19 protein-coding genes are annotated in these 21613 nt (G+C 72.1%); 9 read left to right on the top strand and 10 right to left on the bottom strand.

Translation table 11 applies throughout. From position 1 onward, the window contains the following. Positions 1–188 precede the first annotated feature (188 nt). The gene (locus ACH4EB_RS05675; RefSeq protein WP_398346044.1) at positions 189–1952 is read left to right on the top strand and encodes a hypothetical protein; all 1764 of its coding nucleotides are present in this window, start codon (positions 189–191) and stop codon (positions 1950–1952) included. Here ACH4EB_RS05675 and ACH4EB_RS05670 read toward each other — a convergent pair. Then, complete coding sequence (locus ACH4EB_RS05670; RefSeq protein ID WP_398346043.1) at positions 1895–4069, bottom strand: ATP-binding protein; 2175 nt, start codon at positions 4067–4069, stop codon at positions 1895–1897. The two genes, ACH4EB_RS05675 and ACH4EB_RS05670, sit on opposite strands and share 58 nt — an antisense overlap. A 253-nt stretch (positions 4070–4322) precedes the next feature. On the opposite strand from ACH4EB_RS05670, the gene ACH4EB_RS05665 reads away from it, so the two are divergent. After that, positions 4323–5936 (top strand): translation initiation factor 2, encoded by a 1614-nt coding sequence (locus ACH4EB_RS05665; RefSeq protein ID WP_398346432.1) that lies wholly within the window; start codon positions 4323–4325, stop codon positions 5934–5936. Here the strand turns inward: ACH4EB_RS05665 and ACH4EB_RS05660 are convergent. Beyond that, entirely contained in the window at positions 5924–8017 is a 2094-nt protein-coding gene (locus ACH4EB_RS05660; protein WP_398346042.1) for an NB-ARC domain-containing protein, read from the bottom strand. The genes ACH4EB_RS05665 and ACH4EB_RS05660 overlap by 13 nt on opposite strands. Positions 8018–8244: 227 nt before the next feature. On the opposite strand from ACH4EB_RS05660, the gene ACH4EB_RS05655 reads away from it, so the two are divergent. From ACH4EB_RS05655 to ACH4EB_RS05625, 7 genes are all read left to right on the top strand, one after another. After that, a complete protein-coding gene (locus ACH4EB_RS05655) occupies positions 8245–8676 on the top strand; it encodes a hypothetical protein (RefSeq protein ID WP_398346041.1) in 432 nt (143 codons plus the stop codon). Between the two features lie 162 nt (positions 8677–8838). Next, on the top strand, positions 8839–9558 hold the full coding sequence (locus ACH4EB_RS05650; protein ID WP_398346039.1) for an NADPH-dependent F420 reductase: 720 nt from the start codon (positions 8839–8841) through the stop codon (positions 9556–9558). Between the two features lie 444 nt (positions 9559–10002). Continuing rightward, positions 10003–10341 (top strand): MerR family transcriptional regulator, encoded by a 339-nt coding sequence (locus ACH4EB_RS05645; protein ID WP_398346037.1) that lies wholly within the window; start codon positions 10003–10005, stop codon positions 10339–10341. 392 nt (positions 10342–10733) lie between these two features. After that, complete coding sequence (locus ACH4EB_RS05640) at positions 10734–10937, top strand: cold-shock protein (protein WP_398346036.1); 204 nt, start codon at positions 10734–10736, stop codon at positions 10935–10937. A gap of 316 nt (positions 10938–11253) precedes the next feature. Then, a complete protein-coding gene (locus tag ACH4EB_RS05635) occupies positions 11254–12729 on the top strand; it encodes a DEAD/DEAH box helicase (RefSeq protein ID WP_398346035.1) in 1476 nt (491 codons plus the stop codon). A gap of 48 nt (positions 12730–12777) precedes the next feature. Beyond that, positions 12778–13218: a CBS domain-containing protein gene (locus ACH4EB_RS05630; protein ID WP_398346034.1), complete on the top strand. Its 441-nt coding sequence runs from the start codon at positions 12778–12780 to the stop codon at positions 13216–13218. After that, positions 13182–13502, top strand: a complete 321-nt coding sequence (locus ACH4EB_RS05625) for an SCO5918 family protein (RefSeq protein ID WP_398346033.1) — start codon at positions 13182–13184, stop codon at positions 13500–13502. The genes ACH4EB_RS05630 and ACH4EB_RS05625 overlap by 37 nt, the downstream gene beginning before the upstream one ends. Before the next feature lie 277 nt (positions 13503–13779). On the opposite strand, the gene ACH4EB_RS05620 is transcribed toward ACH4EB_RS05625, so the two are convergent. The 8 genes from ACH4EB_RS05620 to ACH4EB_RS05585 all read right to left on the bottom strand — a co-directional run bounded on the left by ACH4EB_RS05620 (position 13780) and on the right by ACH4EB_RS05585 (position 21478). Further along, on the bottom strand, positions 13780–14436 hold the full coding sequence (locus ACH4EB_RS05620) for a hypothetical protein (protein ID WP_398346032.1): 657 nt from the start codon (positions 14434–14436) through the stop codon (positions 13780–13782). Continuing rightward, positions 14433–15554 carry an ROK family glucokinase gene (locus ACH4EB_RS05615; protein ID WP_030023694.1) on the bottom strand — a complete coding sequence of 374 codons (1122 nt, stop codon included), beginning with the start codon at positions 15552–15554 and terminating at the stop codon, positions 14433–14435. Before ACH4EB_RS05615 ends, ACH4EB_RS05620 begins: the two co-directional genes overlap by 4 nt. 307 nt (positions 15555–15861) lie before the next feature. Beyond that, the gene (locus ACH4EB_RS05610) at positions 15862–16758 is read right to left on the bottom strand and encodes an ATP-binding cassette domain-containing protein (RefSeq protein WP_398346031.1); all 897 of its coding nucleotides are present in this window, start codon (positions 16756–16758) and stop codon (positions 15862–15864) included. After that, positions 16755–17825 carry an ABC transporter permease gene (locus tag ACH4EB_RS05605; RefSeq protein WP_398346030.1) on the bottom strand — a complete coding sequence of 357 codons (1071 nt, stop codon included), beginning with the start codon at positions 17823–17825 and terminating at the stop codon, positions 16755–16757. The genes ACH4EB_RS05610 and ACH4EB_RS05605 overlap by 4 nt, the downstream gene beginning before the upstream one ends. Beyond that, a complete protein-coding gene (locus ACH4EB_RS05600; RefSeq protein WP_398346431.1) occupies positions 17822–18796 on the bottom strand; it encodes a sugar ABC transporter substrate-binding protein in 975 nt (324 codons plus the stop codon). Before ACH4EB_RS05600 ends, ACH4EB_RS05605 begins: the two co-directional genes overlap by 4 nt. A gap of 629 nt (positions 18797–19425) precedes the next feature. After that, positions 19426–20196 (bottom strand): GntR family transcriptional regulator, encoded by a 771-nt coding sequence (locus ACH4EB_RS05595; RefSeq protein ID WP_398346029.1) that lies wholly within the window; start codon positions 20194–20196, stop codon positions 19426–19428. A gap of 133 nt (positions 20197–20329) precedes the next feature. Further along, positions 20330–21157 carry a transporter substrate-binding domain-containing protein gene (locus ACH4EB_RS05590; RefSeq protein ID WP_398346028.1) on the bottom strand — a complete coding sequence of 276 codons (828 nt, stop codon included), beginning with the start codon at positions 21155–21157 and terminating at the stop codon, positions 20330–20332. A gap of 108 nt (positions 21158–21265) precedes the next feature. Then, positions 21266–21478: a hypothetical protein gene (locus ACH4EB_RS05585; RefSeq protein ID WP_398346026.1), complete on the bottom strand. Its 213-nt coding sequence runs from the start codon at positions 21476–21478 to the stop codon at positions 21266–21268. Positions 21479–21613 lie beyond the last annotated feature (135 nt).

The following is a 21613-nucleotide window of genomic DNA, read 5'->3' as shown; positions in this document are numbered from 1 at the left end:
CCGGGAGCCGGGAGCCGGGAGCCGGGAGCCGGGAGCCGGGAGCCGGGAGCCGGGAGCCGGGAGCCGGGAGCCGGGAGCCGGGAGCCGGGAGCCGGACTGACGGCGGTGTAGGCGGTTCCGCGGCCGGGCGGAGGCAGGCGGTGGATTCCGGCTCCGGTTCCGGTTCCGGTCCCGATGGACACCTTCTCGTGCCGGTTGGTCCCGAAGCTCAGCGGTGGCGCACCTTCAGCGGCGAGCGGACGCTGGTGGTGGCGGCGCGGACCATGACGTCGCTGGTGCGCGTACTGGATGTGGTGCCCGAGGTGGTGCACGACGATCCCCGCGTGACGGTGGTGTTCGCCTACGACCCGTCGTCGGCCTTCAACGACGGCGTGCTCGACCGTCTCCGGGCGTTGGGCTGCCGGACGCTTCCCTGGTCTCAACTCCCGGACATCACACCGGACTTGATGATCTCCGCCTCCGAGAACATCGATGTCCCCCCGGGCGACTACCCGGTCCTGATCCTGCCGCACGGAGTGGGCTTCCAGAAGTTCGTCCCCGATTCGGCCGGCACGGGCACACGGTTGTCGGGGCTGGTCCCCGACAGTCTGTTGGCCACCAAGCGTGCCTGGCTCGCGGTATCGCACCCCGAGCAGGAGAAACAGCTCGCGGCCGCGCATCCCGGAACGGTCGGCCGGACGGTGCAGGTGGGCGACCCCTGCTACGACCGGCTCCGGGCCAGCATCCGGTGGCGTGAGCGGTACCGGGCCGCCCTGGACGTGCTGCCCGGCCAGCGCCTGATCCTGGTGAGTTCCACGTGGGGGGCCGAGTCACTGATCGGCAGCCGTCCCGGGCTGCCGACGGAGCTGCTGTCCCAGCTTCCCGTCGACGAGTTCCGCGTCGCACTGGTCCTGCATCCGAACGTATGGGCCGGTCACGGCGCCTGGCAAGTCCGGGTCATGCAGCAGGCCGCCCTGGAGGCCGGTCTGATCGGCATCAGCCCAACCGATGGCTGGCAGCAGGCTGTCATCGCCTCTGACCTGGTGGTGGGGGACCATGGCTCGGTGACGCTCTATGGAGCGGCCATGGAACGGCCGGTGCTGCTCGGCGCGTTCGGATCCGAGGCCGTGCCCGGCACCGCTGGATACGCGCTCCAGTCAGCAGCGGATCGGCTGGTTGCCGGCGCACCCCTCCGCGGACAGCTCGACGCGGCGATGGCGGGCCACCGGCCGGACCGGTACACCGATGTCGCCGCCCGGGCTTTCGCCGATCCCGGAACGGCGCTCCCCCGCCTCCGCAGCCTGGTCTACGACCTGCTGAGCCTGGCCCGGCCCGAAGAAACCGGCCGCCACCCCGGCAGAGGTGCGCGGGCCTTCGCCCTCCCTGTTCCGCAGACCGTACGCCCGCAGTCATTGCTGGTCCGTACCACGGCCGAGCGGACATCCGGTGCGGGGGTTTGTGTGGAGGTCAGCCGCTTCCCGGCCGGGACCACCGTGGCAGGTGAAGAGGGCACGCGGTCGTTCTGGCACCTCGCCTGCGATGCGGACGAGCCGGACACGCGCCTCACCGAGAGCGCCGCGGTGGTGCTCTGCGGTTCGACCGTCTACTCCGGGGAATCAGCGATCGCTCGCATGGCCCAGTTGCTGACGGACCATCCCGGTGCCCGGCTCGCGGCGCTGGCCGGCGAGGGCGGGTGCCTGGTCGGCTTGCGGGACGGCAGGGTGCTGGAAGCGAGGGGCACGGCGGGTCCGGGCTCCTGCCCCGACCCCGGCTCGGCAGCGGCGGCGGTGTACACCTGTCTGCGGCTCGGCATGAGCCTGGACGAGACCGCGCTGACGCTGAAGTACGGACAGCTACGGTATGACCTGCTGCTCCGCCCGGTCCGGACGTCGCCGCACCGTCCCCAACCAGGCGATCAGCGCACCAGGCGTGCCCGTACCTCCTCGGCCCGCGGGCTCCCGCCCTCCTCGTAGACGGCGAGGGCTCGCTGAAGGCAGGGCCGGATCTCGTCGGGGTCGTCCAGCAGGTCCGCCAGGTCCTCCAACGCCTGCGCCTCATAGTGGAAGGCGTGGTGCCGGCGCAGCCCGTCGGCCGCGTCGCCCAGTGCCGACGCGGCACCGGCACGGTCACCGAGCCGGGAGCGTGCACGGCCGATGTCCGCCAAGGCCCGTGCCGCCATCCGCCCGTCCGCCAGGGCCACGAACGCGGTCCTGGCAGCCGAGAGCGCTTCGAGTGCGATGTCGTGGTCTCCGGCCGCGCTGTGGGCGCAGCCGAGGAAGTAGCGGGCCAGCGCCTCGCCGCGGTTTTCGCGGGCTTCCGCGTTCAGCGCCAGGGAAGTGCGGTACGCGGCGATCGCGAGGGAGGGATCGTGCCGGTCCCAGTAACGGCCGAGGAACTCCTGTACCGATGCCTGGAGTACGAGGTTCCCCGACTCCACGGCGAGCCGTTCGGCCCGTGCCAGCTCGGTGTACGCCTGCTCGTCGTGGCCCAGGTCGAGCAAGGGCCTGGAGAGCAGGCTGCGGAGCCGGGCCTCGGCGGCCGCCTGCCCGTCCCGCCCGGCCGCCTGCGCCCCCAGGTCGAGGGACTCCCGCCAGTCGGCGAGATGGCGGTGGTGCAGGAACAGGACGGTGAACACCTCGGCGAGCTGCCAGACCTGACGGTCGAAGCCGCACCGGAGCGCGGCGCGGAGTACGGCGAGGATGTTGGGCCGTTCCGCCTCCAGCCAGCTTATGGCGTCCCGCCCGGGATCCTCCGCCTGAGCGAACGGGCCGGCGGTGTCGCGGCCCCCTCGGCCCCGTCCCGGCCCGAGGATCTCGGCGGTCTCGGCGATGCGCAGCCGGTCGGCCCGCACCGTCAGGTCGGCCATGGCGGCCAGGGCCAGGTAGTGGCCGACGGACCGGCGGACGACCTCGCGCTCGGTACCGGGCGGTTCGGTCTCCCTGGCCGCCCCGACGGCATGGAGCCGGACCAGGTCGTGCATCCGGTAGCGGACGTCCGGGGTGACGGTGAGGAGGCTCGCTTCGTCGAGGACGTCCAGGTGACGCTGGGCCTCCTTCCTCCCCAACTCCGCCGCCACGGCCGCGAGAGCGGTGTCGAAGCTCCGCCCCGGCAGGCAGCCGAGTACGCGGTACAGGCGCGCCACGGGTTCCGGAAGGTCACGGTAGGCCAGTTCGAGTGCTGCCGACACGGTGCGCTCCTCGCGGGCCGAGGTCACGGAGATACGGCTGAGGCGGCTCTGCTCGTCGGACAGTTCCTCGACGAGGGCGCGCATTGTCAGACGGCGGTGCATGAGCAGCTTCGCGGCAGTGATGCGCAGCGCGATGGGCAGTCCCCCGCACAGTGCGCTCAGACGGGTGGCGGCGTCCGGTTCGTCGGCGATCCGCTGACGGCCGCAGAGTGCGGTGAGCAGGTCCATGGCGCTCGGGGCGTCGAGGACGTCCAGCGGCAGCAGGGCGGCCCCGTCCAGGGCCAACTCGCCCAGTCGCCAGGTGCTGGTGGCGAGGACGGCGCTGCCGGTGCCCTGCGGCACCAAGGCGGACACCTGAGCCGGGCGGGATACGTCGTCCAGCACCACCAGCAGCCGACGGTCCGCCGACAACGTCCGGTACAGGGTGGTGCGGTCGGCCAGGCCCGTCGGCATGAAGGAGTCGCGCACGCCGAGGGCGCGCAGGCACATGGCCAGGGCCTCGGAGACGTCGGCGCCCGCGCCCGCACGCAGCGCCGCGAAGTCGACGAACAACTGGCCGTCGGGGAACCGGTGCCGGTTGCGGTGGGCCCACTGGCAGGCGGCTGCCGTCTTCCCGATTCCGGGAAGGCCGCTGAACACGCCGATCGGGCAATCGGGTGCGTCACCGTCACCGAATAAGCCGTCGAGTTCCGCCAGGGCGTGCAGGCGGTTCACGAACCAGCGGGGCGGCCGAGGCACGCCGTCCGGTCGTTGGCCCGCGAACTCGGCGGCGTACCCGAAGCGGTAGTTGAACGTGATGCCGCCGTGGACGGCACCTGCTTGCACCGACGGTCCGTGAACGGTGCCGGCCGACGTGTTGACCACGGGCACCGCGGGTCGCGCCGCGTCTCCTTGCGCGCTCATGGACCACCACCTCTCCGGCTCGCCCGACCATCGGCCACGGTACTGGACACGGCCCCGGAAGCAGACGGCCCGCCCCCGGTACGATCAAGGCGATGCCACGGGAGGCACGCGACGATTCCAGGAGCATCGGCACAGACAGCCACAGCAGAAGTGAGTTATCCGATACAATGACCGTTTTGCGGGCAGCGGGCAGCGGGCAGCGGGCAGCGGGCAGCGGGCAGCGGGCAGCGGGCAGCGGGCTGTGCTCGTGGCCGTGCGGTCGGCCGGGGCGCTGCACCGGCTCCTCGATGTGCTGCCCGTGTTCGACGGTGACGAGCGCATCAGCGTCCGGTTCACCCTCGTACCCGGATCGGACTTCGACGTGGACGCCCTCGCGGCCCTGGAACACTCCGGCGCCCGCACCATCACGTGGGACGCGGCCCGCGCCGGCCGGCACGACCTGATCCTGACCGCGAGCCCGAAGGGCGCCCTCCGCGTGCTGTCCGGGCCCCTGGCCCTGCTGCCGCACGGCGCCGGTTTCAACAAGACCATCGACGGTGACGGGTCGCCGTGCCTGCCGTCCGGCCTCGACCCGCACTACCTGCTCACGCGCGGCGAGCCCTGGGCCGATCTGTACGCCCTCGCCCACGACGACCAGTTGGCCCGCCTCGGCCGGTGCTGCCCGCCGGCCGCCGCCCGGGCGACCGTGGTGGGCGACCCGACCCTGGACCGGCTGCTCGCCTCCGCCCACCATCGGGAGAGCTACCGCGAAGCCCTGGGGACGGGCCTGCGCAAACTCGTCGTCCTCACGTCGACCTGGGGGCCGGAATCCCTGCTGGCCCGCCGGCCCGGCCTCCCCGGTGAACTCGCCGGCCGCCTCCCCCACGACGCCTACCAGCTCGCCCTGATACTGCACCCGAACGAACACAGCAAGATCGGCTCCCTCGACCTGTCCCGGCAGCTCGTCCCCGCGTTGGACGCGGGTCTGGTCCTCGCCGCCCCGTACGAGGAATGGGCCGCCGTCCTGGTCGCGGCCGACGCCGTCGTCACCGACCACGGCTCCACCGCCCTGTACGCCGCCGCGCTGGGCCGCCCCGTCATCGGCGCCTACGACGGCACAGACGAACTCATCCCGGACAGCCCCATGGCGCGGCTGCTCCAGCAGGTGCCGGCGCTGTCCGCTGCCGACGCCCTGGAGGACGCCCTTGCGGCTGCCGGGTCGGTGGACACGGTCGGCCTGGCGAATGCCGCGTTCGCCCGGCAGCGGCAGTCCCTCGACCAGTTGCGGCACGAGTTCTACCGGCTGCTCGGCCTGCGTCCGCGCCCCGTCGCGGTGACCGCGTCCTGTCTCCCCTCCCCCACCACCGCACCTCGCCGGCCCGTGGCCTTCGCCGTACGGGCCGCGGTGTCCGGGCAGCGGATCAGCGTCGCGCGCCTCGCCCCGCACACCCGCGAAACCGCGCACCACCTCGCGGTCGAGCAGCCGGTGGCGGGACAGCGTCAGGCGGAGAGCGCCGCCGTGCTGTGGCGTCGGGCCTCGCACCAGGCCCCCGCCCTGCCCGGCGGTGCGTGGACGGCCGACGGCTGGACCGCCCGCATCCTGGACGAATACCCCGGCTGCCGGACCGCCGCCGCGGTGCTCACTCCGACGCGCTGCCTGGTCCGGCATCGCACGGCCGGACCGCTCAGCGTCCGCATCGCACCGCACCGGGCCGACGGGCAGGTCCTGCGCCCCGACCCGGCCGCCGTGGTCTCGGCCGTCCATGCCTGGCTGGGCAGCGCCGCACGGCCGGAACCGCCGGTGTCGCTCGTGTGCGACACCGGCCCGCTCACGGTCCGCGTACACCTCACGGCAGCGCACGCCACCGACCTCGGCTACGAACTCTGACCGTCCTCGGGCAGGCCACCGGCCCGTACGGTCAGCCGTCGCGCCGCGGTGCGGTGCCGCTCGGCCTCGCCGGCGTCCCCCCGTTCGTCGGCCAGCGCCGCCAGTTCGCCCAGGACCCGGACCTCGTCGGTCTCCGAGCCGCGCTCGCGGGCGCCCATCAGGGCCGCACGCACCAGGTCTTCCGCCTCCGCCGCGCGGCCGATACGCCGCAGCGCGCGACCCAACTCGAAACCCGTCCGCGCCGTCATGCGTTCCCGCTGCTGCTCGCGGGCCATCCGGTGCGCCTCGTCCAACAGGCGGACCGCCTGCTCCGCATCGCCCCGGGCCAGGGCCGCGCGCCCCAGCAGGTACGTCTGGAGCAGCACGCCGTACGCGTTGTCGATCCGTACGTGAATCGCCCGCGCGACTTCGAAATCGGCGGCTGCCGCGGCCCAGTCGCCGCGCGCCGACTTCAGCAGCCCGTGGAACTCCATCGTCGACGCCTTCAGCTTCTGTTCCTTCTTGGATCCACCCAGGGAACGGGAGGCGCCGAGTGCCTGCCGCAGATACTCCTCCGCCTCGTCGTAACGCTCCTGTTCCCACAGCGGCCTGGCCAACTGGCAGCGCATCCGCACCATGGCCGGCAGGTACTCCGCGCGGTCGGCGGCCGCCACGCCCGTGCGGAAGGCTTCCGTGACGTCCGCGTAGTGGGGGTGGTCGAGGAAGTGGGTCCACAGGGGCTCGCACAGGGCCCAGGCGTCCTCGTAGCACCCGGCGTCGAACGCGAGCCGGACGCAGCCGTACAGGGCGAGGCGCTCCGACTGCAGCCACCTGAGTGCCCCGGCCTTGTCGGCGAATTCGACGTCGCCCCTTTCCGGACCGGTGCCTCCGGGCAGCTCGGCGACCGTCATTCGGGGGCCGGCCGCCAGCAGGTCCGCACGGCCGGCCTGCCGCCGGTACCACCGCACCAGCCGCCGCCGCGCCGCGGCGCGGTCCGCCCCTTCCGGGTCCGCCTTCCGGGCACAGCGCTCGGCGTGGCCACGCAGCAGACCGTGCATCCGGAACCCCTCGGACCGGCCCTCCAGCAGCCCTGCCGACTCCAGTTCCTCCATCGCGTCGGCCGCTTCCCGCGGCCCGCACCCGAGCAGCGCTGCCGCCACCGCCGCCGTGACGACGGGAGCCGGATGCTGCGGCAGCAGGCGGTAGAGAGACTGCCCCTGCCGTCCGAGCCCCGCGTACGCGGCGTCCCATACCGCCTCGACCATGGGGATGCCCTTCTCGCGCAGTTCGCCGGTCAGTTCGGCGACCAGCCGGGACAGGCTGCGCCTGCGGTACCTGCGGACCCAGTGGCCGGCCACCTGGAGCGCGGCCGGCAGGCCGGCGCAGCCACGGGCCAGTTCGGACACGGCGTCCGGCTCGGCGGCGAAACGCGTGTCGTCCACGATGTTCCGGAGCAGCCGCACGGCATCGTCCGCCGACAGCGGGTTCACCGCCACCTCGACGGCCGACATGCTGTCGAGGTCGTACAGGGACCCCTGACTGGCGACGATCGCCATGCTGCCCGCGGACGCCGGAAGCAGCGGTACGACCTCGCTGCCGTACCGGGCGTTGTCGATGACCACGATGAGTCTCTTGTCGCGGGTCCGCGTCCAGTACTGCTTCGACCGGCCCGCGAAGGATCGCTCCAGCCAGTCCGGTACGACCCCCAGGCCGGACAGCAGTTCACCGACCGCGTCCGCGACCGCGACCGCCCCGTCCCGGCGCAGGTCGTCGAGATCGACGTACAGGACGCCGTCGGGGAAGCGGTCACTGAGCCGACGCGCCATGTGGAAGCCCAACGTCGTCTTCCCGATCCCGCCGATGCCTGTCAGGGCCACGACGAGCGGCCCGGCGTGATCCGCGTGGGCGTCGACCGCCCGCGTGATGCGCTCCTGCTCGGTGTGGCGGTTCTCGAAGCGCGAGAGGACCGGCGGCAACTGGAAGGGGACCGGCTGATGCGATGGCGCGGCGCCGTGCAGGTGCTGATGCAGTTCTCCGATGCGTCCGGCTTGGACCACCACTTCCGCTTGCCCGTTCAGGCTGTTACGCGTCTCCTCGGCCATGCCCCAACACTATGGCCTCACAGGTGGCATGACGGGGCGGCAGCCTGTTCTGTGAGCACGACAGGGCGGCAGTCTCCCGGTCGCCGGTCCAGGGGCCGGCGCCGTGCAAGCGCCCCGCAGACATGCCGAAAACGCGGACCACACTCCGGGGTCGTTCGGTCCCAGGCCGACGATGCGGTGGACGCCCCTAAGCTACGGCTACCAACCACTGAACCAGGGAGCGCACCATGGACCCGATCACCGCCGCGGCCCTTACCTCACTGGCCGGGAGCCTCGGTGGCGAAGCCGGAAGAAACGCCTGGCAGGGCCTCTCCTCGCTGGTGCGACGGCCCTTCCGGCACGCGGCGCGGGAGGAGTCCGGGGACGGCTGCGGCCCGAGTTCGGGCGCGGCGGAACTCACCAGGCTGGAGAGCGACCCGGCCAACCCGGCGCACGCCCAGGCCCTGGCCACGGCGCTGGGCGTGCGCGCGGCCCTCGACACCGAGTTCAGGACGCTCCTGGAAGCGTGGTGGCAGCACGCGCACATCAGTCCGGCCGACGCGGTGCACAACCACATCACCGGCGGAACGCAGAACGGACCGGTTGTTCAGGGCAGGGATTTCTCCCATCTCACGTTCACCATCGGGCAGACCGGTCCCGCCCCCGGGCACAACAGCTAGGGCCGGTTGGGCAAGCGCCGGTCACAGCCGTTCGGGCGGGCCGCGAACACCGTTGCCCCAGATCATCGAGTGGGCAATCATGGAGGGAGCGGCGGTCCGGGGCACGGTGAACTCCCCTGAGGTGCGGCTCAACCGGCGTTCCGTACAACGGCAGTGAGTCCCGTGTCCACCATCAGCATGATCGGCAGCGGGCAGGCCGGCAGCACCCTCGCGCGGCTGGCGGTCGGCGCCGGCCATGACGTCGTGCTTTCCAACTCGCGTGGCCCCGAGACCCTGTGGGCCCGGCTGGGCGCGCTCGGGCCGCGGGCCCGGGCGGCGACGGCCGAGGACACCGCCGAAGCGGGGGACATCGTGGTGGTCACCGTGCCGCTGAAGCACTACCGCCGGCTTCCCGCCGCCGCGTCGGCGGGCAAGACGGTGATCGACACCATCAACTACCACCCCCGACGCGACGAAGCCGTCCCCGCCCTGGACGCGAAACGGACCACCACCAGTCAGCTCGTGCCGGAGCACCTCAAGGACTCCCGACCGGTGAAGTTGTCCAACAACATCTGGTTCCACCACCCGGGCCTGTTGGGCCGTCCCGCCGGCGCCGCCGACCGTGGCGCGCTGCCAGGGATCAGGCCGGCTTCGGCTCGTGCACGCAGGCCGGAGCACGGTTCGCACTCGTCTCGATGGTGGCCTACGGGCCCCAGGTCAGCAGCCGCCGGGCCGCCCGAGCCGGCTCCGGCAAGGCCCCGGCCCGTCACAGGCCCCCTCGCAGGGCTCGGCCGCGCGCCCGGGGGCGGACTTTTCCGGTTGTTCGAACGGCAGGAGCACGGGTTCACCCAACTGAGGAAATCTGCCATGGCGAGAGTAGACATAGGGGTGTGCCGGAGTTAATGTCGAGCTCGTAGCCAAGAGTCGACAAGGCGCGGCAGAGGCGTTGCCGCGCGCGGGTCCCCAGCAGCGGCCCGGCAGTGGTGCGGCGGGGCCGGACGTTCCAAGGGTCCTTCCGCCGACTGCCGGGCCGCGGCCCACCGGGGCCGCAGGCCGTGCCCGCAGGTGCAATGCATTCACCGGCAAGAGAGAAGAAAGAAGGAGGCAGACGCCATCAGGATCGCCCGGGCCGGAAACTGGTCGGCCCGGGTACCGCAGACCCCCGGAACGGAAGGTGGTCCCACGGTCCCCCATCCGCGATCCCCGCACCCGCCCCTCTCCCCCTCGGGGCGGTGCGGACGGAAAAGCCCGGCACCGCAGTAGGCCGGCAGATGGTGTTCATATCCTCGGGGCCCTGGTGCCGTACGGCATCAGGGCCCCTCGACGCGTTCCCCGACAGAGGTGTACATGACCGCAGAAAACCCTCTCGGCCGTCTCGATGACGACGACTATCCCGCCTACACGATGGGCCGTGCCGCCGAGATACTCGGCACCACCCCGGGCTTCCTCCGCGCCATCGGCGAGGCCCGCCTCATCACCCCGCTGCGCTCGCAGGGCGGGCACCGCCGCTACTCCCGCTATCAGTTGAAGATCGCCTCCCGCGCCCGCGAACTCGTCGACCAGGGCACCCCCGTCGAGGCCGCCTGCCGCATCGTCATTCTCGAAGACCAGCTCGAAGAGGCCCAGCGCATCAACGACGAGCTACGGCGCTCCACCGCCGGGCCCGGCCTCGCGGACGACGATTGATCTTCGGTCCCGCCGCGCCCGGGAGCCGGCGCCGGCGCACACCCACCGGCCGGACCCCGGCGGCCCGGCCGGCCCACACCACGCGTGTCGGCGTTTCGACCGACCCGAACCATATCTGTGGCCGCGAAATGAGAAATGCGACCAGGGCGCGATGAAAACACCTGTCATGGCGCACCGAATGGAATTTTCCGCTATTCAGTTCCGGCTCCGGCGTGCTAGTGTCGACCACAGTTGCAGTTGTGGTTCCCAAAAACTTCAAGTGCCCCCGTCGGCCGACTGGCCGTAAGGAGCACTTTTGTTATTCTCGGTCATTTTTCCGAATGGGGTAATCATCGCAGCGACGCGGTATCGGCGCAGTGCTGATACCGAACACTGCCCCTAAGGAGATTGACATGGCATCTGGCACCGTGAAGTGGTTCAACGCGGAAAAGGGCTTCGGCTTCATCGAGCAGGACGGTGGCGGCGCCGACGTGTTCGCCCACTACTCGAACATCGCCGCCCAGGGCTTCCGTGAGCTGCTCGAAGGCCAGAAGGTGAGCTTCGACATCGCGCAGGGCCAGAAGGGCCCGATGGCCGAGAACATCGTTCCCGCCTGACACCGGCGCACCGTACGAGCAGGGGCCCGCACCTCGGGGTGCGGGCCCCTGCTCGTACCGGCCTGCCCGTACCGGGGCCCGCTCCTCGCTTGAGGGCTCGCGCGGTACGACGGCGCAGCGTGCCGGAGCCGGTCCCGGCGGCGGGTAAAGGCCCGCGCCGGCGGACTGCTCAGCACATTCCAGCGGACGGCCCGTCGTTTCTTCGCCTCGGCCCCGCTTGCATTTCTGCTTTCATTCCGGCTCGTTCTCGCGATTCCCGGCGTTGCCCATCTGCCGCGGGAATTCCTTGGTACGCGCCGTATCAAGGAGGTTCCGTATGAACCGCTCACGCACGAACGACCGATTTTCCCGCTCCCGGTCCGGTGGCACCGGTGGTTCCGGCCGGAGCAGCGGCTCCCGCGGGTCGAACCGCTCGGCCGGCCAGAGCCGTCGGCCCGCCGCGTTGCAGGGCGAGTTCGCTCCCCCGAAGACGATCTCACCGGCGCTGCCGGCCGCCGAGACGTTCGCCGATCTCGACATGCCCCGCCACCTGCTCGCCGAGCTGACCGCTCAGGGGATGCGCGTGCCGTTCCCGATCCAGGGCGCGACGCTGCCGAACACGCTCGCGGGCCGTGACGTACTCGGCCGCGGACGGACCGGTTCCGGCAAGACGCTGGCCTTCGGCCTCGCGCTGCTGGCCCGTACCGCCGGGCAGCGCGCCGAGCCCCGGCAGCCCCTCGCACTCGTCCTCGTCCCCACCCGGGAACTCGCGCAGCAGGTCACCGACGCGCTCGTCCCGTACGCCCGGTCCGTAAAGCTGCGGCTGGCCACCGTCGTCGGCGGGATGTCGATCGGCCGCCAGGCCGGTGCGCTGCGCGGCGGCGCCGAGGTCGTCGTCGCCACGCCCGGGAGGCTCAAGGACCTCATCGAGCGCGGCGACTGCCGGTTGGACCAGGTCGGCGTCACCGTGCTGGACGAGGCCGACCAGATGGCCGACATGGGCTTCATGCCCCAGGTCACCGCCCTGCTCGACCAGGTCCGGCCGGAAGGGCAGCGGATGCTGTTCTCCGCCACTCTGGACCGCAACGTCGACCTCCTGGTCCGGCGCTACCTCACCGACCCGGTGGTCCACTCCGTCGACCCCACGGCGGGCGCGGTCACCACGATGGAACACCACCTGCTGCACGTTCTCGGCAGCGACAAGCACGCCGCCGTGACCGAGATCGGCGCTCGCGAAGGCCGGTCCATCATGTTCCTGGACACCAAGCACGCCGTCGACAAGCTGACCAGGCACCTGCTCGGCAGCGGTGTCCGGGCCGCCGCCCTGCACGGCGGCAAGTCCCAGCCGCAGCGCACCCGCACCCTGGCCCAGTTCAAGGCCGGGCACGTCACGGTCCTGGTGGCCACCAACGTCGCCGCCCGCGGCATCCACGTCGACGACCTCGATCTCGTCGTCAACGTCGATCCGCCCGGCGACCACAAGGACTACCTGCATCGCGGCGGCCGCACCGCCCGGGCCGGCGCCTCCGGCAGGGTCGTCACCCTGGTCCTGCCCAACCAGCGGCGCGAAATGGACCGTCTGATGGCTGACGCGGGCATCACCCCGCAGTCCACCCAGGTCCGCTCCGGACAGGCCGAACTGCACCGCATCACCGGCGCCCGGACCCCCTCCGGGATTCCCGTCACCCTCCCCACGCCGCCCGTCGAACCCTCCCGGCGCAGCAGCTCCACCCGGCGCGGCCGGCGTGGCCGCACCGCGCAGACGACGCGCCGAGCCGCCCAGCAGCAGCCGGCGTTCGACGCGGCGGCCTGAAGATCGTCCGTGCACGGGACACCGGTCCATCTCCGCAGGAGGCACCTTGTGACAGTGGTTCAGATACGGTCCTGCCCGGCGGACCCCGCCCCCGTCGGCACCGTGTCCAGGGCGGCGTCCGGACGCCGTGGCCGCCCGGACGCCGCCGGGTCCCGGGGCCGGGACGACATGACCGTCGAAGTGGCCCTGTCCGTCATGGCCGGCGCCCGTACGGAACGCCTGCTCGTCTGCGACGACGACGGCGAGGACGCCCATGTGGTCACCCGGGCCCAGCTCACCGCCGTCCGCGACGGCTCCACATACACCGACCGGGCCCGCCTGCGTGAGGTCCCCGGCGGCAGCGGCCCCCTCGCCGCGCCCGGCCGACGGCCACGGCCGGGCGCGGGGCGTCCTGCCCCGTTGAACCGGCTCACCCCCGGCCTGCCTTCCCACCCCTTTTCCTGCGAGGTCTCATGCGCTGTGTCATCGCCCGCTTCCCCTTCGACCTGACCAAGGCCGGCGTCCTGCAGTCGATGCAGACCGTCCGGCCGGAACCGGTCACCGGCGAGTCCGTGACCATCGGCCGCCGCACCTATCCCCTCAAGCAGGTGGGCCAGGTGATCACCCGCCAGGACCGCCGCGACTTCACCGCCGCCGAAGTCCAGCGGGCCATGACCCGCCTCGGCTTCACCTGCCACACCGCCCCGGCACCGGCCCCGGCCGCCTCTTCCGCGCCCGGCCTCAGCCCGTTCCAAAGGGCGTCCGCGATGCTCGGTACGCCTGAGTCGGCCTGACCGCCCGCACAGCCGAACGACGGTGGGCGCCCCGCCATCGAGACGGGCGGGGGCGCCCACCGTCGTGGTTTCCTTTTCCCGGCGACGCCGGCACGCGTCGGCCGGATGGCGCCCGTACGTCGGTGCCGTGGCGCTCTTCGCCGCGCGGCACGCTGTCCGGGCCGGGGGTCACTCCGTACGGCGTCCCGACGGGCGCGGCGACGGCTCCAGGGCTCGCCCGCGTGACCGCACGCCTGGCCCGGCGTGTCCCGGGCCGGCCGCCCCGCCCGCGCGGCGCTCAGCGTTCGAAGGCGACCGTCGAGACGACGTAGACCACCGGGTGGTCCGGGTCGTCGAAGTTCACGGTGATGTTCTGGCTCGGGTGGGGGTCCTCGGCCTCGATGGAGGTGCCGGCCCACTGGCCGCCGCCGGCCAGGTCCCAGCCGACCTTCGCCGCCTGCGCGCCGGTGATGGTGATCTCGCCGTCCATCAGGGCCTCGCGGCTGGTGCCGGCCCACTTCAGGTAGTGGTCCAGTCCCCAGTCGTTGGTGCGGAACTGCACGTACAGGGAGCTGCGGTGCCAGGCGTTGGACTCGTAGTAGTAGACCGGCGTGGCTCCGACCGGGACCGGGACGTTGTAGATGCGCTGCTGCACCTTGGAGGGGTAGTCGTTGTAGAGGCCGGTGGCGGCCGCCTCCTCCTCCTTGCTCTGGCCGCTGTCCCGGCTCTGCTCGGCGGAGATGACGATGTAGCCCGCCGGGATGGCGATCAGCAGGAAGATCACGAGTGCGGTGAGCCAGCGGCGGCGCCGGCTCGGCCGGGGGGCCGCGGAGGCGCCGGCCGGGGGCCCGCCCGGCGGCTCGGGCCGTTCCGGTGCCTCGCGCCCGGCCCGCCCCGGCTCGGACCGGGCCGGACCGTGTTCCTCGGTCATGGGCGGGTTGGCCGGTTCCGTCATCGGCGGCCCGACCGTTCGTAGCGCTCGTAGCGCTCCACGCGGCGGCGGTTGGCGCGCCGGAAGCGGCGAGCCACCAGGCGCGCCAGGTCGGCGGCGCCGACCATGCCGGCCTCGGGGCCGAGCTGGGCCTTGGCGATACGGGCCTCGGGGCGGTAGCCGCGACCGGTCAGGGTGCGCCGGAAGGCGTCCCGGGCCGGGCCGATGAGCAGGTCGTCGGCGGCGCTGACGCCGCCGCCGATCACGAAGCAGGAGGGGTCCAGCGCGGCGGCCAGGTTGGCGATGCCGACGCCCAGCCACTGGCCGATGTCCTGGAGCAGTTCGACGCACATGGCGTCGCCCTCGCGGGCCAGCTCGGTGATGAGCGGCCCGGTGATGTCGGTGACGCGGCCGCCGACCCGGTCGATGATGTTGTACGCGACCGGGGAGTCCGCGGCGGCCAGCTCGCGGGCCTCGCGGACCAGGGCGTTGCCGGAGCTGTACTGCTCCCAGCAGCCGCGGTTGCCGCACGGGCAGCGGTGCCCGGCCGGCACCACCTGCATATGGCCGAACTCGCCGGCCACGCCGTACTTGCCGCGCTTGACCGCGCCGTCCTCCAGGATCGCGCCGCCGATGCCGGTACCGAGCGTGATCATGACGAGGTGGTCCTCGCCGCGGCCCGCGCCGAAGCGCCACTCGGCCCAGGCGGCCGTGTTGGCGTCGTTGTCGACCATGACGGGGACCGCGAGGCGGCCCGCGAGGCGGTCCCGCAGCGGCTCGTTGCGCCAGTTCAAGTGGGGTGCGAACAGGACGGTGCTGCGCTCGGCGTCGACCCAGCCGGCCGCGCCGATGCCCACCGCGTGCACGTCGTGCCGGTCGGAGAGGTCCAGCACCAGCTCGGTGATGACATCCTCGACGACCTTGGGGCTCTTGGACTTGTCCGGCGTTTCGGTGCGGACCTTCTCCAGGATCGTGCCGTCCGCGTCGACGACGCCGGCCATCACCTTCGTCCCGCCGATGTCGATGCCGACGGTCGGCACGCGGGGCGCGCTCAGATGGGAGCGCCGCTCGCGGGTGCCCACCGTGCGCAGCACGGTCGCTCTGGCCGATCCTCGGTGCACCCGGTCCCGGTACGTGCTCATCGACCCACCTCTTCGCCGTTGCGGTGGCGGCGGCTGCGTGCTCGCAAGAGTCGTCTCGTCCCTGCGGGTGTCGGGAGGCCGGGGCCTCGGGCGTGCATGGTCCGGTGTCGTGCTTCGTTCGGTGCGGTACGCCTACGGTGCCGTACGCGTACGGGCGCGCTCCCGGGGGCCGGGCCCCGGGGTGTGCGAGGCCGTGCCCGGCGGCGGTGACGTGCACGGTCCGGTGCGATTGTGCCCTAACAGCGGTACCCGGCGCATGGCGGCGCGGGCCCTTCGGAACCCGCGCCACCGCCCGTGGCGGCCCCGCTCAGTGCGTGGGGTGGCCGCCGAGGTGGCTGGGCTCGGGCGCGCGGGCCAGCTCGTGGCTGAGCTGTTCCAGCTCGCTGCCGCCCGCCATCTGGCGCGTCAGCTCGTCCAGGGTGATCTCCGACCTGGTGTGGCGGCCGGCCATCGTGCCGCGCTTGAGGAGGACGAAACGGTTGCCCACGAGGTAGGCGTGGTGCGGGTTGTGGGTGATCAACACCACGCCGAGGCCGGCGTCCCGCGCGGCCGCGACGTACTTGAGCACCACGCCGGACTGCTTGACCCCGAGCGCCGCCGTCGGCTCGTCCAGGACCAGCACCTTCGCGCCGAAGTACACGGCGCGGGCGATGGCCACGCACTGCCGCTCACCGCCGGAGAGGGTGCCGATGGGCTGGTCCACGTCACGCAGGTCGATGCCCATGCGCAGCAGCTCGGAGCGGGTGGTCTCGCGCATGAGCTGCACGTCGAGCCGTTTGAAGGGGCCGGCGCCCTTGGTGGGCTCGGAGCCGAGGAAGAAGTTGCGCCAGACCGGCATCAGGGGGACGACGGCCAGGTCCTGGTAGACGGTGGCGATGCCGCGGTCCAGCGCCTCGCGCGGAGACGACAGCCGGGTCTCCTCGCCCTCGATCGCGAAGCGGCCCGTGTCGTGCTGGTGCAGCCCAGCGATGATCTTGATGAGGGTGGACTTGCCCGCGCCGTTGTCACCGAGCACACAGGTGATCTCGCCCGCGTGCACCTCCAGCGAGACACCTTCGAGGGCCTTGACGTTGCCGTAGAACTTGCTGACGTCCGTCAGCTCCACCAGGGGCGGTGCGGCGGGGGCCGCGGCCTCCCCCGCGCCCTCCGGGGCCCCCGCGCCCGCCGCGTCGTCCCTGCTCTCCGGCGTGTCCGGGGTACTCATTTCGTCGCCTCCGCGCGCTTGCGGACCCATGCGTTCAGGAGCGTGGCCAGCAGCAGCATCGCCCCGAGGAAGAACTTGTACCAGTCCGGGTTCCACTGGGCGTACACGATGCCCTTGCTGGCCATGCCGAAGATGAAGGCGCCGACGGCGGCGCCGATCGCCGAACCGTAGCCGCCGGTCATCAGGCAGCCGCCGACCGCGGCGGCGATGATGTACAGGAACTCGTTGCCGACGCCGTCGCCGGACTGGATCGCGTCGTACGAGAACAGCAGGTGCTGCCCGGAGATCCAGGCCGCCAGCGCCACGCCCATGTACAGGCCGATCTTGGTCCGGGTGACCGGCACGCCGACCGCCCGCGCGGCGTCCGAGCCGCCGCCCACCGCGAAGATCCAGTTGCCGACGCGGGTGCGCAGCAGGACCCAGGTGGCGAGCGCGACCAGGCCGATCCACCACAGGATCGTGATCTGGATGTCCACGCCGCCGAGGCTCAGATGGGACGCGAAGAGCGCCCGGGCCGAGTCGAAGCCCTCCATGTCCGCGATGGACTTCGTCGAGACGGTGCCGCTGATCAGCTTGGTGAAGCCGAGGTTGAGGCCGGTCAGCATGAAGAACGTACCGAGCGTGATGATGAAGCTGGGCAGCTTCGTCCGGGTCAGCAGGAAGCCGTTGAAGACTCCGATGGCCAGGGTGACCAGCAAGGACACCCCGACGCCCACCCAGACGTTCGCCGTCATCCGGTAGCTGAACATCGACGAGACGAGCGCCGAGCTGACGACCATGACACCGGCCGACAGGTCGAACTCACCGCCGATCATCAGCAGGGCCACCGGTACGGCCATGATGCCGATCGTCGACGACGCGTACAGCACCGTCGAGAGGCTGGACGCCTGGAGGAACGTGTCGGCGGCGAAGGAGAAGAAGAGGAAGACCGCCGCCGCACCGACCACCGCGCCCAGCTCGGGACGGCTCATCAGGCGGCGCGCCGGCGACCGGTGCACCAGACGCTCGTCCGGCCCGTCGCCGCCCTGCGGGCCGCTGTCCTTCACGGGTGTTTCCGCGGTGCTCATCGGGTCCCCCGCTTCGTGTACTCCTGCAGGGCCGCCGCGTCCTTCTTGGTGATCACCTGCGGACCGGTGAAGACCGGCTTGCCGCCGCCGAGGACATCGGCGTTGTACTTGTAGAGCCACAGCAGGTCGACGGCCTGGTAGCCCTGGAGGTACGGCTGCTGGTCGACGGCGAAGCCGAGCGAGCCGTCCTTGAGGCCGTCGGCGACCTTCGCGTTCAGGTCGAAGGTGTCGATCTCGGCGTCACTGCCGGACTGCTCCTTGGCCTTGACGGCGGTCGGCGCGAACGGCGCGCCCAGCGTCACCACGGCGTCGATACCGCGGTCCGACTGGAGCTTGGCCTCGATGGTGGACTGCACGTCGGGCATGTTGGTGCCCTCCACGTACAGCTTCTGCAGGTCGCCCTCGAAGGTCTTCTTCGCGCCGTCGCAGCGCTGCTCGTGGCCGACGTTGCCCTGCTCGTGCAGGACGCACAGCGCCTTCTTGCGGCCCCGCCGGTTCAGCTCCTCGCCGACGGCCTCGCCGGCCACGGTCTCGTCCTGGCCGATGTGGGTCAGGGCGCCGTAGGCCTTGGACGCCTCGGCGCCGGAATTGACGGTGATCACCGGGATGCCGGCCTTCTCGGCGCGGGCGACCACGTCCTTCATGGCGTCGGGCTTGGCCAGGGTGACGATCAGCCCGTCCACCTTCTGGTCGATGTAGGACTGCACGAGCTGGCTCTGCCGCTGTGCCTCCTTGTCGTGCCCGTAGACGAACTTGATGTTGTCCTTCTCGGCCGCCTGCCGGGCGCCGTTCTGCACGATGTCCCAGAAGGTGTCGCCGTCGCCCGAGTGGGTGACCATGGCGAAGGTCCACCTGGGGGTGTTGACGGCCGCCTTGCCGCCGGCGGTCTGGGCGGCGCGCGCTTCCTCGGCGCGCTTGCCGCCGGTGCTGCTGCACCCCGCCAGGGACGCGGCGAGCACCGCTGCCAGCACCGCGGTCACCGCGCGTACCCCTGTCCGAACCCTTGCCACGAGGTCGAGCCCTTCTCGTTGCTGTCGTTGCTGTCACTGTGCGCCTGGGGCGCTCTGCCGGGTTTGGGCCGAAAATGATCGGTCCCGGCCGCCCAAGTATCCGTTACGCCTGTTCCGCGTGGGGTCAGCGGGTCCCGCGCCCGGTGTACTCCGCCGGCTCCGGACGACGGCCGTACGGGCGACGGGCGCGGGGAGGGCGGCCGTGCCGAGGACGGTCGTGGGGGTGATGACCGTGGGGGCGGCGGCGTACGGTGCCTGCGGCTCGGCGGGGAGTGACGGGCAGCCCGGCGGTCTTCCGGTCGGCCTGGGCTCTGCGGCCGACGCGGCCCTTGCGGTCGTCCTGACGGACCTTCCGGTCGACCTGATGGATGAAGGTGCGCACGGTACGCCTCATGGAACCGCCCTCTCTCCCGCGCCGCCCGGTGGCGGATGGAGGAGTTCTAGCGGCGCGCGCCGAGCCCCGTCAATGGTTTGTCCGAACATTCTTACCCGGGCGGCCGGATTCGGTGTCGGGATCCGCCGTGTGGCGCCGGCGGGGCCGTACGGGCCGCCGGATCTCGGGCGCGCGACACCCTCGGGGCCGTACGGGCTCAAGGCCGTACGAGCAACTGGAACTCGAAGGCGTACCGCGAGGCCCGGTAGACGTGCGAGCCGAACTCGACCGCGCGGCCCGTGTCGTCGAAGGTCGTGCGCTGCATCGTCAGCAGCGGGGCGCCCTCGGGCTCGCCGAGCCGTTCGCCCTCCTCGACCGTCGCGGCGCGCGCGCCGACGGCCTGGCGGGCGCTGTGCAGAGTGATACCGGCCGCCCGCATCAGGCGGTACAGGCCGGTCTCCTCCAGTTGCCCGGTGCCGATGTCGAGGAGTCCGGTGGGCAGGTGGTTGCGCAGGTGGGCAACGGGTTCTCCGTGCGTGAGCCGCAGCCGCTCGACGAGTACGACCTCGGCGCCCTCCGCGACCCCGAGCGCGGCGGCGACCTCGGCGGTGGCCTCGGTGGTGGTGTGGAGCAGCACGCGGGTGGCGGGCTTCTGCCCGGCGGCCTCCAGGTCGTCGTAGAGGCTGCTCAGCTCCAGCGGGCGCTTGACCTGGCTGTGCACGACCTGCGTACCGATGCCGCGGCGCCGCACCAGCAGCCCCTTGTCCACCAGCGACTGGATGGCCTGGCGGACGGTCGGCCGGGACAGACCGAGGCGCCCGGCCAGCTCGATCTCATTGCCGAGCAGGCTGCCCGGGGCCAGCCGGCCGGTCTCGATCGCCGCTTCCAGTTGCTGGGACAACTGGAAGTACAGCGGGACCGGGCTGCTCCGGTCCACGCTGAACTGGACGGGGCTGCCGCCCTTGGAGTCTGTATCGCGTTTCCCCACGGCTGGGAGCGTATCCGGCCGGGAAGATGACGGGAAGTCCAGAGGTCACATTGTCCGGACAATCACGTCCCGGCTGGTACGTACCAATCCTTTCGGCCGCCGTCACCGGACACCGCCCGCCCCCGTCACCCCGTCACTTCGCCATCCAGGCGTCCTCGTACTTCCGGTACGTGCCGTCGTGCTTCGCCAGGTGCACCCACTGGTCGACGTACTCCCGGAACTGGCTGTCGGCGCGCGGTACGGCATACGCCTTCTCGGAGAAGGTGAAGGGCCGGTCCGGGTGGACCGCGCACAACTCAGGGTGGATCTTGGCCTGGTAGCGGGTCTCGCTCGCGTCGGTCATCATCACGTCGGCGCGGCCCGCGATGATCTCGTCGAAGATGGTGGTGTTGTCGGGGTGCGGCTTGATGGTCGCGCGCTTGATGACGGACCGGGTGAACTGTTCGTTGGTACCGCCGGGATTGACGATCACCGTGGTGCCCGGGCGGTCGATCTCGTCCAGCGTCCGGTACCTGTCCTTGTCCACACAGCGCACGACGGGGGTTTTCCCGTCGGTACGGGTCGGTTCGCCGAACGCCACCTCGCGGGCGCGCGGAAGGGTGACCGACACGCCTCCCATGGCGATGTCACAGCGCCCCGCCGCCAGGTCCCCGACCAGCTTCGCCCAGCTCGTGGCCACGTACGTCGGCTCGGCGTCCAGGCTCTCGGCGAGGTCCCGGGCCATCGAGATGTCGATACCGCTGTACACCCCGGACGCGGGGTCGCGATGGGTGAAGGGGCGGTAGTCGCCGGTGGTACAGACGCGGAGGACGCCCCGGCGGGGGACGGTGTCGAGGAGGGACGCGGAGCGGGAGAAGGCGGACGGCCGGTCCTGGCGGGCGGGCGGCCCGGTGGGCGCGGCGGCGGTGGCGGTGGCGGCGAGGACGCAGGTCAGGGCGGAGAGAGTGACGGCGCGGCGCATGGTGCGGCTCCTGTACGCGACGGCATGGGGCGGATCGGGCCGTCAGCGTGGCAGAGGGCGGGAGGCGGGTGAAGGGCGTGACCGGGTGGTGGGACGGCTCACGGGACGTCACCCCGGACCCGTGGCCCGGTGTTCGCGGGCGAGGACGGCGAGGACGGCGAAAGCCGCGAACGGGCGGCGACCCCGGTGCCGTACGAGGTGGACGCCGACCATGGGCCGGCAGGTCCACGGCCCGGTCCACGGCAGGACCGCCACCTCGCCACGCGCCGCCACGACGGCCGCCTCGCCGCGCGCCGTCTCGCCCGCCGCCACGACGGGCAAGGAGCGGCGCCACGCCGAGGTATCGGCCGAGCCCCTTGATGAGGTGATCCTCGGGCCGGCCGACCGTTCCGCTCGTCGCACTGCGGTGCCCGGCCCGGATGCCGGCCGGGCCCCGGCCCCAGGGCCCGTGACGCG

Origin of the sequence: Streptomyces sp. NPDC018045 (assembly GCF_044327445.1) — a bacterium.
Lineage (GTDB): Bacteria > Actinomycetota > Actinomycetes > Streptomycetales > Streptomycetaceae > Streptomyces.
Note: the sequence above shows the minus strand (reverse complement) of the source record. Positions and strands in the feature narration are given on the sequence as shown.

Coding starts and splice junctions, on each gene's coding strand:
- ACH4EB_RS05670 (WP_398346043.1), bottom strand. CDS start 4,069: ATGAGCGCGCAAGGAGACGCGGCGCGACCCGCGGTGCCCGTGGTCAAC.
- ACH4EB_RS05660 (WP_398346042.1), bottom strand. CDS start 8,017: ATGGCCGAGGAGACGCGTAACAGCCTGAACGGGCAAGCGGAAGTGGTG.
- ACH4EB_RS05655 (WP_398346041.1), top strand. CDS start 8,245: ATGGACCCGATCACCGCCGCGGCCCTTACCTCACTGGCCGGGAGCCTC.
- ACH4EB_RS05645 (WP_398346037.1), top strand. CDS start 10,003: ATGACCGCAGAAAACCCTCTCGGCCGTCTCGATGACGACGACTATCCC.
- ACH4EB_RS05640 (WP_398346036.1), top strand. CDS start 10,734: ATGGCATCTGGCACCGTGAAGTGGTTCAACGCGGAAAAGGGCTTCGGC.
- ACH4EB_RS05635 (WP_398346035.1), top strand. CDS start 11,254: ATGAACCGCTCACGCACGAACGACCGATTTTCCCGCTCCCGGTCCGGT.
- ACH4EB_RS05625 (WP_398346033.1), top strand. CDS start 13,182: ATGCGCTGTGTCATCGCCCGCTTCCCCTTCGACCTGACCAAGGCCGGC.
- ACH4EB_RS05620 (WP_398346032.1), bottom strand. CDS start 14,436: ATGACGGAACCGGCCAACCCGCCCATGACCGAGGAACACGGTCCGGCC.
- ACH4EB_RS05615 (WP_030023694.1), bottom strand. CDS start 15,554: ATGAGCACGTACCGGGACCGGGTGCACCGAGGATCGGCCAGAGCGACC.
- ACH4EB_RS05610 (WP_398346031.1), bottom strand. CDS start 16,758: ATGAGTACCCCGGACACGCCGGAGAGCAGGGACGACGCGGCGGGCGCG.
- ACH4EB_RS05605 (WP_398346030.1), bottom strand. CDS start 17,825: ATGAGCACCGCGGAAACACCCGTGAAGGACAGCGGCCCGCAGGGCGGC.
- ACH4EB_RS05590 (WP_398346028.1), bottom strand. CDS start 21,157: ATGCGCCGCGCCGTCACTCTCTCCGCCCTGACCTGCGTCCTCGCCGCC.